The sequence below is a fragment of the Desulfoscipio gibsoniae DSM 7213 genome, assembly GCF_000233715.2.
GTDB lineage: Bacteria > Bacillota > Desulfotomaculia > Desulfotomaculales > Desulfallaceae > Sporotomaculum > Sporotomaculum gibsoniae.
Genome location: NC_021184.1, coordinates 1,506,509 through 1,519,505, shown reverse-complemented (window position 1 = coordinate 1,519,505; position 12,997 = coordinate 1,506,509). Strand labels below are relative to the sequence as shown.

The window sequence follows — 12,997 nt, the reverse complement described above, 5'->3', positions numbered from 1 at the left end:
ATCAAATTTATGCCACAAAATATCCAGCTCACCAGGGAGCAAGTTATCTTTTTGTCTTTTCTCGGTGCTATAGGAAATATAGTATATATTCATACATGGATTGATGACTACACAGATAGAGCTGCTTGGGTCGCAGGCTTATTAGGAATTTTATTCGTAATACCTTTTGCGGTGTGGATTTTTTACTTAGGGAAGTTTCAACCGCAAAGCACGGTTTTTGATATATTAGAAAGAGGTCTGGGTAAATTTCCAAACATGGCTATTATTGTAATATTCATTCTATTAAATATTACAATTGCTGTTGCACATTTAAACATGTTTACGCAAATGATTAACGCATTCTTTTTGCGTGCTACGCCGCCCTGGATTATTATGTTGATTTTAATATTGATTTGTGTAATGTTTGCATATGGCGAAATCAAGGTCTTTGGAAGATTGGTTGAGATACTGGCTGCATTCGGTATTGTCAATTATTTTGCCGCGTTCATCTTTGCTCCTAAATTATTTCATATTGAATATGTGATTCCTGTCTTTAATACATCATTAACCGGATTTATCAAGGGAACCATATTCATGTTAGGAGGGGCGGCCGAAGTATTGCTGATTTTTATGGTCATAGTGCGTAACATACCAGACTCGGGCAAGCATTATATGTGGGTTGTCAAGGGAATAGCATTAAGTTCGATTATCTTTTCTTTTGCCATAATGATTATTATAGGGATAATGAGTCCTGAGCTTGCCAAACGGATCGCATTTGGGGGAGTTAATGCAGCCAAGCTTATCCAGGTAGGAAAATTTCTACAAGGTTTAGAAATATTCATTTTTGGGACTTACCAAATTATTGCCATTGGCAAGATTACTGTGAGCATGTATTGTGCATGGACATCTGTAAAAAAAATATTTAACAAAAAACCCTTATTACAGTTGATTATCATAGCCCTGATGATATTGATACCTTCAATCTGGCTAATGTCATATAATAAGGCATATTTTCTGGCCGTATTTTTGGCAAGTTATATTATCTTGCCCTTTTCCGTATTGACCTTACTGCTTGCTTCTGTTAGCGTTCTGATAACAAATAAAAGGGCTGGAAGTGCTACAAAATGATGAAAAGAATTCTTTTGCCGGCTTTATTACTCTTTGCCCTTGTCCTTTCAGGATGCTGGGATTACGAAGAATATGAAGATTTGGTCCAGGTTTATGCTTTAGCTATTGACTTCAACAAACAATCCCATGAAACAACAGTAACCGTGCAGTATCTACCGACGACAAAACAGGGGAAAGGCGGCGCCCAGGGAGATTCCAGATCTCAGGTGGGTACTGTCTATTCTGCAACAGATAAAACGTTGTACGAAGCATTGACAAAGATAGAGCAAGTAACTTTAAAAAGAGTGTTTTTTGGTTATTTAAAAGTTGTCATTGTTGGTGAAGATGCAGCCAAATACAACATGGTGGACATAATCGAACTTTCAGATCGCGTACCTTCCCTACGCAGCACTGCTCAGATTGTAGTTACACCAGGCAAGGCGGAGGATACATTAAGTACGTTTAACGCTTCTCACATATCATCCTCCGGTGAAGAAATCGACAATTTGCTCACTGTATCACGGGCCATAGGTTCAGCATTTCCAGTTTCAATACTGGACTTTACACAGATGCTGGCTGTTGGTGGAATAGAAGCTGTGGCACCGAGGGTAATTACGGTATCTAAAAAAACAGAACCCGAAGCTAAAGGTGGCATCCAGGGGAATACCAGGTTTGTTGAGGAACGTGAAGGGGCTCATCGAGTTGCCGGGATGGCTGTTTTTAAAGGAGATAAATTGGCGGGATGGCTAAATGATCAAGAAACTCTTGGCTATGGATGGATTACCGGAAAGAAGATTAATACTTTCAAAACCTCTGAAACATCAGACGAAACTGATACGAAAAACATATTTTATTATCATGTGAGTAAGTCAAGAAGTAAAATTAAAGTTATAATGGAAAAAAATGAGCCGTTATTTGAAGTGGATGTCAAAATAGTTGCTGATTTGAGGAAATATTATAGCACTAAAGGTTCGGAATTTTTATCTCCTGAAGAAGTAGAGCTCATAGAAAATAAATTATCAGAAAGTATACGTTCCGATATCGAGGCTGCACTAGTGAAATGTCAGGAAGAATTTAAGTCTGATATATTCGGCTTCGGATTTGCTTTGTTCAGAAAGAATCCGAAATTATGGCAAACTGAATATGCGAAAAAGTGGGATGATGTTTTTCCATATACACAAGTTTACATAAATGTTGATACAAAAGTAATTAATACAGGTACAAACATTAGAAAATTAAATTTAAAATAGGTAAAAATAAAAATGGAGGAATGAAACTTGGAAAACACTCATAATTTTTATATGCCAAATACTAATCTTGCGGGAGTTGGCGCAATAAAAGATCTGCCAAACGAGTTAATGCCCTTGAAACTCAACAAAGCATTAATTGTTACTGATAAAAATATGATAAGTTTGGGCTATGTTGAAAACGTAGAGAAAATTTTAAAAGCTTTGTTTATTTCATATGACATATTTGATGGAGTTATGCATACAAACCCCACAGTTTCTTTTGTAGAGGACGGATTAAAGTACTTCCCCAATAAACTGAATATACTTAAAAGAGACTATGATTTTCTGATCTCTATTGGCGGCGGAACAAATCATGACTGCGCAAAAGCGATAGCCACTGTTGTTACTAACGGTGGTGCAATCGAAGACTACGAAGGATGGAATAAGGTCACCAAAACTATGCTTCCAACAATATGCATTAATACTACCGGAGGATCAGGCGCTGAAGTAACAATGTTTGCGATCATAAAAGATAATACCAGAAAAGTGAAAATGACCATCGGATCACCTATGATGTTGCCTTCCATATCTGTTAATGATCCTTTATTTATGATCACCATGCCCAAAGAATTAACTGCCGGTACCGGAATCGACGTTATCACACAGGCCATTGAATCTTATATATGCACCGAAGCTTCTCCCATAACCGATGCCTTAGCACTTAAAGCTTTAAAAGTTGCTTGGAAATATCTTCCCCGAGCATATGAGAACGGTAATGATATGGAAGCACGAGAAAAGATGATGTTCGCTAATATGATGGCAGGGATGACCTTAAATAATGCCGGTCTGGGATATGTCCATGCGCTGTCCCATCAGTTAGGCGGATTCTATAATGGCTATCATGGTAATTATAATGCTAATTTGCTGCCGTATGTACTGGAGTTTAATGCCGTTTCGGTACCTGAAGAAAGGATATTCAAAATAGCTGAAGCAATGGATATACAAGCAAGAAGCAAATCTCAATGTGTTGATAAAATTATGACTGCATTAAAAAAATTATTTTCTGATCTTGAAACGCCAAGCGGTTTAAAAGAAATGGGAGTACAGGAGGACGATATTGAACAGCTCTCTCAGAATGCATTAAAAGATATAATTGTTTTAGTCAATCCACGACAGGGGACAGTTGAAGATATTATGAATATTTTTAAAGCGGCTATGTAATTTAATATTAATTTAAAACCGGTATTGAGTGGGCGAAAAATATTGAGCTAATTATAACACACACCCATCACCAATAGGACTCTGCCCCCATTTGAAGGAGACCAGGGTCTTTTGTAACAGGATATTTAATCTTGTGTAATAAGTTCCAGGCATTAGTTTATTCCGATAATCATATACTCGCGTTCGATAGCATCTGAATACATAAAAGCCGCAACAAGGTATCCCGCAAGGGCTAGCGGCTAGGTAAAAAATGGCACGTGTAACTAGGCCATTAGATATCTCGCATATGGTGCATTTTTCGGCCACATCCGGACACCTTATCGAGTTAGTCAAATCTATTTAGCCCTCAAAAGAGATTTGAGTCTTATCCCCTAAAAGAGATAAACTTAAAATAACGAGGGGGCAAACTTATACGATATTCTAGTAATGACACATTATAGCAATCGATTAAAAAGGTTTGGTAAGATGTCTTGATTAAACTTGCATCTGCACATCCGACATTGAGATGGTGCAATTTACCCATATTTATCATCCTTTTTTTGCATTTATTTCCTCCCAAACTGCTTGTTCAGCTTTCTTATTGTCAATGGTTTTTTTGGCTCGACTACATCTCTTATCTCCTTGACGCGTTATTGCCAAGCAGATCCTGATTAATCGTAATTCTCATAGTAACTCCATTTTGTTCTTCAATTTTAATTTATCAGGATTTGTATATAGTAAGGTAGTGTTAACAGAAGAATGGCCGACCTGGCTGGTTAACTCATGGATGGAAAAGCCCTTCTCAATCGCATTGGTACAGAAAAAGTGACGCAACTGGTGAGGCGTAATTTCATTTTGACCCAAATTGTGTTTTTTAAATATCCTATTTACCACTGTCCGGTCAAGCTGACCTCGCTTTTTACTAACAAACAAATAGGATGAATAGACAGCAGTTTTATAATTATCACGTTCATTGAGATATTCCTTAACAGCATTTATAATTTTACTGTTTAAAATAACAGTCCTCTGCTTTTCCCCTTTGCCATTTTTAATGAGCAGTTCCCCAAACCGCAAATTCAGATCAGCCATCTTGACCGCGAGGGCCTCGGATATACGTAGACCTGCATAGGCCAGAAGTACCACAATAGCATAGTCCCTCTTATTTTTAGCTTCCAAAATGGTTTGAATGAATCTCCGCACATCAATTTCAGCTACTTTTGTTGGTGATGCATACTCTAGCTGCACACTGACCATATCGTCTTTAGTTATTACTAAACTCTGCTGAATATTTTTAGCAATAAGATATTGGTTATATTTTGAAAGACTACTGAGTTTATGGTTAATGGTTTTAGCGTTCTGATTTCGTATATTTAATAGGAAACTTTTATACTCCAAAACATTTTGACGGTACAACTCGCTACATTCTTTGCCAAACGATTCCGCGAACCACTTTAGATATTGCCGCATATCTAAAACATATCCATTTATTGTATTTTGACTTTTACCCTGCTCTTGCAAATATTTGGCAAAGCCTTTTAGCTTATCCAAACGAATTCACCATCCAATTAGTCGCTTAAATAATTGTGTTGCATTGCAAAATCATATAAAATTAATAAATTATGTTGCATAAGGTGGGTATATTATACCGCTTTTGGGTGATTTATGCAACACAAATGATTTTGTGTTGCTTAAACCAATTAGCATCAGGCGTCTCCATAACATTTACCTTTGCGGCTCATGCTTATAACATTTTTGGTAATCCTTCAAGGCTTGCTGATAATCATGGCTGACATACTGGCTTCCACAGTCGAAGTGGTGATATAAACGTTACTCAAAAAACAAAAGATATTGTATTTTAACCCCTAATAACCAGGATAGCGCTCCCACCACTCCTGGCCATCTTGATACTCAGTCAGTAAATCATCTGCTACCTGTATCAAGACATCTTTTAATTCTAGATTTTCTTATTACATCGAAACGCTATTAACATGACAATAATGTGGTAAATTTTACATCAAAGAAAGGAAAAGGCCATTCCCTGTGGAAGTTATTACATAATTTTTGTAATTTAAACTTACCTATGCATTATCAGGCTTGGAGTCTTTTATAAGAATTTTTAAATACCAAACGTAAGTTGAAGGGAGGAAAATATGAGTAGCGATCTAACATTATTCTCTTCGCCTGAATTAAAGGATATAGTTCAAGACATGAGAGACTTACTCTCGCAGAGTCATCTAGCGTTTTTGTTGGGAGCAGGATGCAGCAAGAAGGCCGGGCTTCCGCTAATGCCCCAACTCACAGATGAAGTTCTAAGACATGACAAGATTGGTGTGGTAACTAAAAAGCTCCTCGATAAAGTTCGTGAGTTATTTTCTGGAGCAGAAAACGCTACAATCGAAGACTATATGAGTGAGATCGTTGATCTCCTATCAATTGCTGAGAGAAGATCGCGGCGTGGAGCTACGCAGTCCAAGGTCTCCGTAGGGGGGCAAGAGAAAGACGCAATTGAACTTCAGAATGCGCTTGATGAAATAAAACAAGCGGTATCATCTGCTATTGGTGATAAGGAAGTTGATGTTACAACGCATCAACAATTCGTCAGAGCAATCCATACTTCACTACAGGCGGGTAAGGCTGGTAGAGGTATCGATTACTTTATCCTCAACTATGACACATTAATTGAAGACGCGCTTGGCCTTGAACGAGTTAACTATTTCGATGGCTTTTCTGGTGCAGCAACCGGTTGGTGGGAACCGAGCACGTTTAACATTAAGCCTCACGTAAAAGTTACACGAGTGTTCAAAATTCATGGATCTATTGACTGGTGTTTGCTAGAAGGTGATACCCTACCGAGACGTATTCGCTCAGGAATCAAGACTGAATCCGCCAAAAATCATATTCTAATTTACCCCGCCGCGACAAAATATCAGGAAACACAGCGTGATCCGTTCGCTCAAATGCTTCACCATATGCGTCAAAGTCTTTGCCCTAGCGAAGGAAAGGAAAGGGTTCTGGCAATTTGCGGATACAGTTTTGGTGACCCACATATTGACCTGGAAATTGAAAACGCCTTGTACAAATCAGATGGTCGCCTCACAGTAGCGGCTTTTATGAGTACGGATGAGCCGGAAGGGAAATTAAGCAACTGGCTAGGCGATTCCGCTATTTCAGAACAGATTCGGGTTTACGCCAACAAGGGTTTTTTTCATGGTGATAAGACTCTTAAGTTGGATAATGATACCCCTTGGTGGAAATTCGAGATACTGGCAAGGCTATTGGGAGGGGAACGATGAAGGCGAAAACAAATCCAAACGAGCCAATTGTAGATGATAAAATAAATTTGACAGAAAACGATAAATAAGATTTTACACTTTTCGCCTAATTAATGTAAAAAAGCAATAAAACAGCTGGAAATTCATTTTAGATTGAAGGGGACTTTTAGCCATCCGGCAGAATTAAAAAAAAGACTACAAAAAAGCAAAAGCCCTTTTGTATAATCTGAAAAGATAAACAAAAGGGGGATTGATCATTGAAAACTGAAGAAGGTTGGGGAATGTATATTGATATTCATCGATTAAAACAACAGGGATTCAGCAAAACAAAAATTGCAAAGATGCTCGGAATCAGCAGACCCACAGTCATAAAATATCTAAAAATGAGTGCAAAAGAATTTGAGAAAGAAATGCTATCTAAGCGACAACGAACGAAAAAACCGGATATTTACCGAGAAAAAATCATAACCTGGATCCAACAAAACCCTGATATGACAGCTGCTCAGATATTCGATTGGCTGGAAGAAAGATACCAAAAGATAGCATTTAACGAAGCCACCTTACGAAATTACGTCCGTTCAATCAGGGAAGAATACGACATACCCAAAGTGCCCGTTCGTAGGCAATATGAAGCAGTCGAAGATCCTCCCCCGGGCAAGCAAATGCAAGTAGATTTTGGAGAAAAGAAAGTCATAAACACCGAAGGGAACATTGTTACACTGTACGTAATGTGTTTCGTCCTCTCCCACTCCAGGTATAAATACTGCCAATGGCAGGGCCGTCCGTTTAATACAAAAGATATCATAGAGATTCATGAAAATGCATTTGACTATTTCGGTGGATATCCCCAAGAAGCTGTGTATGATCAAGATCACCTTATACTTGTCAGTGAAAACCACGGTGAGTTAATTTATACCAGAGAATTTGCTTCGTATCTGCAAAAGCGGAAGTTTTCAGTTTACATGTGCCGTAAAGCAGATCCTGAAAGTAAAGGGCGGGTCGAAAAGGTGGTAGATTTCGTTAAAAATAATTTTGCCAGTCACAGAGTATTCCATGGAATAGACCGCTGGAACGAAGACTGCATAAAATGGCTAAAAAGGAGGGGAAATGGCAAAGTACATGCGACAACAAGAAAAATACCGGCCGAAGTATTTTTTAAAGAGAAAAAATACTTACAGCTGGTCACAGAAAAAATAAATTCCAAATCTCGTACGCTCAGTATAACGTATCAGGTTAGAAAAGACAATACCGTTCCTATTCAAGGGAACCGGTATACCGTGCCACGGGGCACATACAAGGGTCCCAACACCTATGTGGGTGTGACAAAGATCGGGAATAAACACCTTATCATTTTTGATTTAGAAACCGAAAAAGAACTGGCCAAATTCGAAATACCGGATACCAAAGGAAACCTGGTCAGAAATAACAATCACTCACGGGATAAAAGCCAAAAGATCAACACCTTAATGAAAAAAGTTGCCGAAAAGTTTTTAGATAGTCAGAAGGCACAGGCTTTTTTGGAAGAAATTCATAAAGAAAAACCCCGGTATATCCGTGATCAACTTAAGCTTATTGAAGCCTCGCTAGAATCTGCAGACCGGATTGCCATTGATAAAGCGCTGGATTTTTGTGTGAGTTATCGACTAAACAGCGCGGTGGATTTTCGGGATGCAGTCAAACACTACGCTATCCTGACCCAAGAAAAGAATACTTCACAACCCCCAATTACGGGACTGACCGAGACGGCTTCAGTCAAAATAGGGATAAAGCCCAGGATACGGGATATATCGGAATACGTCAAGATAATGAGCGAAAACCACGGAGGATAATAAGTTGGACAGTTATATAGAAAATACAATGAGTCTGTTGAAAACAGTTAACCTGCATCATGCTGCACAAGCCTTAAATGAACTAATCGAACAATCCATTGAACAATCCCAAACGCGCGAAAAATTTCTGGAACAAATACTGCTAAAAGAAATTCAAGGCCGTGAAAATAGGAAACTTGAAAAAAGGCTGAAACAAGCTTGTTTCCCGGAATATAAAACATTAGATGAATTTAACCTGGAAGAACAGCAGACACTCAGCCGGCAGCAATTTAATCAGCTCAAAGAGCTATCCTGGCTGGAAAAAGGCTTTAACCTAATATTTTTAGGGGCTCCCGGTGTCGGGAAGTCGCATATTTCGGTCGGTTTAGGAATAGAAGCCATAAACACTGGTTATAAAGTAAGATTTATAACCATGGCAGATTTAATACACACGCTAAAAACCCAAGAAATCACAACTGCATCCCGAAACAGCATCAAACGGATAGTTAGTTCTGACTTGGTTATCATTGACGATCTGATGTTTATGGCGATGGAAAAAAATGAAGCCAACCTCTTTTTTCAATTAGTGAACAAGCTCTACGGACAAACCTCTATAATAATCACGTCAAACAAAGGACCGGAAGACTGGGGAGAGCTTCTTGGGGACCCAGCCCATTACAACAGCAATATTGGACAGGCTTGTGCATAAATGCGAAATCATCAATATTCATGACAAAGACAGCTATCGCATGAAACATAGACAACGGATATTTACAAATTAAATAAAGGGAAGAAGTTTGATGAATAAACTTAAACGTGATATTCGGAGTATTATTAAAATCTTAATTAATAACAATGTAACCATAATCTATCCCACAAAGATAACTCAGCTGCTACAGTGCCCGATAGAGGCTGTAGAGGATATCCTTTGGGGGATGGTAGAAGAAGAAATACTTGAACACATGCTTGAAATACATTGTGCTGACTGTGGAGAAATAATGGATTCTTTTGAATCAACCAGGTTCTTGTCAAGTGCCCCGTTTCCATGTCCTCACTGTGGAACACAAATGGAGTCAAATGATATGAATGAAACGGTAAGTGCTTTTTATCCAATAAAGCAGAACCTTGTTTAAAACATAATTATCATAAAGTTAATACTACATCGCAATTTTTTGTGACATTTTGAGTATTATGTTGTCCAAAGTGAACGACATTGCGAACCGCCGGTAACAGTACCAGACGAAGCGAGGTTAACCGGATAGCAGCGCAAATCCAGTGTCAAAGCTGCATATGCAAGCGCTGCTAATCCGGCCCGAAGCAAGTCAGTAGTGCTGTAGGCGAGTAACATAAAAAGTAGGTTTACAGCTTCCCGTTACTAACGGGAGTTCATTATGATCATATCCAATCTTGAATTTGCGAAATGGGCATAGTTTTTTAGTGAATACAGGCATACAGCAGCTTTATTTGACCGGTTAACGCACCGCTGCCACATTCTCCTTATAAATGGTGAGAGCTATCGGGTTTAAAGAAAGTATTAAAAAAAGATAGTTAAATAAGTATAAGGATAAAGATTAAGTAAGCCACGACTTAACCGGGCAGGATGAAAAATATGGGGTTAAGTCAAGGTATGAATAGCCATGGTATTTTTAGCCCTCTTGGTCAGGCTCGTTTTCCGGGCTAAATTGAAAGGAGTGGGAATGAACAGATAATACATGAAAGAGTTAGTTGATATAATCTATCCTGCAGACCGGGGTAAAAGGCAGTTTCTTGTCAGGTCGGCTTGTCGATGACGGACAGGCCACCGGCAGTTATTTAGCCTCCTGGACTAGCGGGCCGGATGCCTTAATTGGAGGCATCCTAATCAAAGGAGGAGTCTATCGGGAAATATATATAAACAACGGCTTACCCGGTACTCGTCAAATTGTGATTTAAGGCTACGAGACCTTCCAATTGACGAAAGGCTGGAAAGTTATAAAATTCTGCCGGGCACAACGAAAGACTACTTGTGCCGGGCACCTACGCGAACGTCATTTGCTATTGGCGCCGGCAAAACGGGTCTGACCAAGAGGGTATAAATAACTACATATGGCTCTGTAAATCTAACCTAGCTTTCAAAACCTGCCCTTGCTATGTTAGGTATAATTTTTGTGTCATTAGCCTCACAAAAAATCAGCTTTACAAAACATGTGTTCCCTCTCTCCCCCTAGGGGGAGAGAATTAAGAAACCCCGTTTCCATATTTGTCAGATTATAGGTGTAAAAAATTATTTATCGAAAACTGTAAAAAATTATTTGACATTCACACCAATCTCTAATCTGGAAATTGGCGCAGTGATTGAGGTTGATGGAACGCATATCATAGCCCAGTTGGATCCGAAGGTTACAGAACTCACCCGCGTTTACGGTGGGATTATCTACCCAATTGGTCAATTCGGCTCGATCATCAAGATACATTATGGTGCAAGGCTGATATTCGGTTATGTGGGGCGTCTCCGTATGAAGTCCGATTACGAACGCGAAAAGGGACTTGCCCTGGAATCAAACGAAAACGCACGCATTATCGAGGCTGACCTATTTGGTGAGGGCGAATGGGTTTTCGACAACGACAAGTGGAGGTTGGATTTTGAGCGTGGCGTGACCACCTTTCCTTTGCCCCAGCAGAAAGTTTATCTAACACCACAAGCTGAACTCGGCTTCATCTATGGCGAAGGAACCGGGCCTGTGATTCTCCTCGGTGAACACGTTGGGTCAGGCGGAACTCCTTGCTATGCCGAAATGAATGAGCTTCTTGGTAAGCACACGGCGATATTAGGATCCACAGGAGCTGGAAAATCGGGAACAGTTGCCGCACTCCTGCATGCAATTCTTGATAGAGGAAGCGACGCTGGACATCAGAATTGGCATCCTCAAATTGTCATTCTTGATCCGCATAATGAATACGGTGCAGCCTTCCCTAATCACGTTCGCCTATGTACCGATGAAGATTCGCTTGTGCTTCCATACTGGCTTTTGAATATGGAAGAAACTGTTTCCCTGTTTGTCGGTAAAACTGAAGAAGCCGCAACATCTCAGACAAACATCATAAAGAATGCGCTTCTCACTGCTCGACAAGATGGTGCCAGTAAAATTAACCTATCGTCTCAGGACATTACTGTGGATTCACCAATCCCATACGTTTTGGGAAATCTATCTGGTCTCGACGATTTTGGAAAACGAAATGGGGTTTTGGACGAAATCGGATTCGTTGGAGCAGTTAATAAACAGCGTCCCAATAACCAGAATCGCAAAGACCATGAGGGATTTAATAAGGTTCTCCGTAAAGTTGACTCTCTTTGTAGAGATGGTCGTTTAAAATTTATGATGCAAGGTTGGGATGGCACTACCGATCTTTTGCCGGAGGTTGTGAAGCAGTTCCTTGGAGACAGCAATCCTATACGAATCGTAGACCTATCTGGTGTCCCAAACGAAGTGGCAGGTACGGCAAGTTCTGCGATTGCTCGAATGCTCTTTTCCATAAAAATTTGGCAGACACGCGGTGAGCGTGAAAGTAACCCGGTTCTACTTGTTTGCGAGGAAGCGCATCGCTATGTTCCAAATCGTGGTGAAGCACTATATGAAGCCGCCCAGGATGCAATCCGACGTCTTGCCAAAGAAGGGCGCAAGTACGGCATTGGCCTAATGCTAGTTTCGCAACGACCTAGTGAGGTAGAGGCTACAGTGCTTTCCCAGTGCAATTCATGGATAGTCTTGCGCATCACGAACGACTCGGATCGTAGCCATGTCCAAGGAATACTACCAGATTCACTGGCGGGTTTGACTAAGGTGCTTTCCGGGCTTCGTCGCCGGGAAGCTATTTTTGTGGGACAGGCTGCTGTCCTACCTTCACGTATAATGATTCGTGATCTCGTTAAAGAAGGTAAACAATTGCCACGATCTCAGGATATAAATTTCGATACGGGCTGGCAAAGCAGCCCCATAACCAATGAACACCTGACAAAGGTGGGTAAGAGATGGCGTCTTCAGAAAAGGGATGTGTGATGCACCTTAGACCTGACAGCCGTATGTAATCTGATGGTACTTCACACTGCAGCTGATGCTGGGTATTACCACAACGAAAAGAAAGAAAAAGTAGGCAGAGCAAAAGTCCCTTTCGCAAGCTAAAAGTCAATTCTGTCAATCAAATCATCACAAATATCGTTGTCGAGCATACTGAACTGGATTCTAGTTGGGTAATTGATGAATTTGCATGGATGAAGGACCGGGGATAATGCCTGAAACTATCTGTCCAGAATGTGGTGTGGTAATTTGTCTTATACAGGAAAAACCGGGGATAGATAAAACAAATCTTCCATCCCCGGTTTATTTTTTAATCGTCCGAAGGCAATTCTGTTCTTTTTACCCCC

11 protein-coding genes and 2 pseudogenes are annotated in these 12,997 nt (G+C 40.0%); 11 read left to right on the top strand and 2 right to left on the bottom strand.

Features of this window, described 5'->3' with window-relative positions; genetic code table 11:
* The first annotated feature begins 9 nt into the window (after window positions 1–9).
* From DESGI_RS07060 to DESGI_RS07050, 3 genes are read left to right on the top strand one after another with little or no spacing between them, the layout of a single operon-like run.
* Window positions 10–1,107, top strand: a complete 1,098-nt coding sequence (locus DESGI_RS07060) for a GerAB/ArcD/ProY family transporter (RefSeq protein ID WP_006522778.1) — start codon at window positions 10–12, stop codon at window positions 1,105–1,107.
* Window positions 1,104–2,336 (top strand): Ger(x)C family spore germination protein, encoded by a 1,233-nt coding sequence (locus DESGI_RS07055; RefSeq protein ID WP_006522777.1) that lies wholly within the window; start codon window positions 1,104–1,106, stop codon window positions 2,334–2,336. The genes DESGI_RS07060 and DESGI_RS07055 overlap by 4 nt, the downstream gene beginning before the upstream one ends.
* 27 nt (window positions 2,337–2,363) lie before the next feature.
* The gene (locus tag DESGI_RS07050) at window positions 2,364–3,536 is read left to right on the top strand and encodes an iron-containing alcohol dehydrogenase (RefSeq protein ID WP_006522776.1); all 1,173 of its coding nucleotides are present in this window, start codon (window positions 2,364–2,366) and stop codon (window positions 3,534–3,536) included.
* A 663-nt stretch (window positions 3,537–4,199) separates the two neighbouring features.
* Here the strand turns inward: DESGI_RS07050 and DESGI_RS07045 are convergent.
* On the bottom strand, window positions 4,200–5,063 hold the full coding sequence (locus tag DESGI_RS07045; protein ID WP_006522774.1) for a tyrosine-type recombinase/integrase: 864 nt from the start codon (window positions 5,061–5,063) through the stop codon (window positions 4,200–4,202).
* A 158-nt stretch (window positions 5,064–5,221) separates the two neighbouring features.
* A pseudogene (locus DESGI_RS26615) lies at window positions 5,222–5,339 on the bottom strand (IS3 family transposase); the annotation flags it as partial.
* A 326-nt stretch (window positions 5,340–5,665) separates the two neighbouring features.
* Between DESGI_RS26615 and DESGI_RS07040 the strand changes: the two are divergent.
* From DESGI_RS07040 to DESGI_RS07020, 8 genes and pseudogenes are all read left to right on the top strand, one after another.
* Window positions 5,666–6,808 (top strand): SIR2 family protein, encoded by a 1,143-nt coding sequence (locus DESGI_RS07040; protein ID WP_006522773.1) that lies wholly within the window; start codon window positions 5,666–5,668, stop codon window positions 6,806–6,808.
* A 236-nt stretch (window positions 6,809–7,044) separates the two neighbouring features.
* Window positions 7,045–8,616 (top strand): IS21 family transposase, encoded by a 1,572-nt coding sequence (gene istA / locus DESGI_RS07035; protein ID WP_006522772.1) that lies wholly within the window; start codon window positions 7,045–7,047, stop codon window positions 8,614–8,616.
* A 4-nt stretch (window positions 8,617–8,620) separates the two neighbouring features.
* A complete protein-coding gene (istB, locus tag DESGI_RS07030; protein ID WP_006522771.1) occupies window positions 8,621–9,304 on the top strand; it encodes an IS21-like element helper ATPase IstB in 684 nt (227 codons plus the stop codon).
* A complete protein-coding gene (locus tag DESGI_RS25635; RefSeq protein ID WP_245561194.1) occupies window positions 9,297–9,377 on the top strand; it encodes a hypothetical protein in 81 nt (26 codons plus the stop codon). The genes istB and DESGI_RS25635 overlap by 8 nt, the downstream gene beginning before the upstream one ends.
* Before the next feature lie 18 nt (window positions 9,378–9,395).
* The gene (locus tag DESGI_RS07025) at window positions 9,396–9,728 is read left to right on the top strand and encodes a hypothetical protein (protein ID WP_006522770.1); all 333 of its coding nucleotides are present in this window, start codon (window positions 9,396–9,398) and stop codon (window positions 9,726–9,728) included.
* Between the two features lie 315 nt (window positions 9,729–10,043).
* A pseudogene (locus tag DESGI_RS26405) lies at window positions 10,044–10,121 on the top strand (ATP-binding protein); the annotation flags it as partial.
* Between the two features lie 241 nt (window positions 10,122–10,362).
* Window positions 10,363–10,527: a hypothetical protein gene (locus DESGI_RS24465; RefSeq protein ID WP_157872746.1), complete on the top strand. Its 165-nt coding sequence runs from the start codon at window positions 10,363–10,365 to the stop codon at window positions 10,525–10,527.
* Between the two features lie 398 nt (window positions 10,528–10,925).
* Window positions 10,926–12,632, top strand: a complete 1,707-nt coding sequence (locus DESGI_RS07020) for an ATP-binding protein (protein WP_207638364.1) — start codon at window positions 10,926–10,928, stop codon at window positions 12,630–12,632.
* Window positions 12,633–12,997 lie beyond the last annotated feature (365 nt).

What these genes read in the sequence shown, in the direction of transcription:
- DESGI_RS07025 (WP_006522770.1), top strand. Translation starts at nt 9,396, where the DNA reads ATGAATAAACTTAAACGTGATATTCGGAGTATTATTAAAATCTTAATT.
- DESGI_RS07040 (WP_006522773.1), top strand. Translation starts at nt 5,666, where the DNA reads ATGAGTAGCGATCTAACATTATTCTCTTCGCCTGAATTAAAGGATATA.
- DESGI_RS07055 (WP_006522777.1), top strand. Translation starts at nt 1,104, where the DNA reads ATGATGAAAAGAATTCTTTTGCCGGCTTTATTACTCTTTGCCCTTGTC.
- DESGI_RS07060 (WP_006522778.1), top strand. Translation starts at nt 10, where the DNA reads ATGCCACAAAATATCCAGCTCACCAGGGAGCAAGTTATCTTTTTGTCT.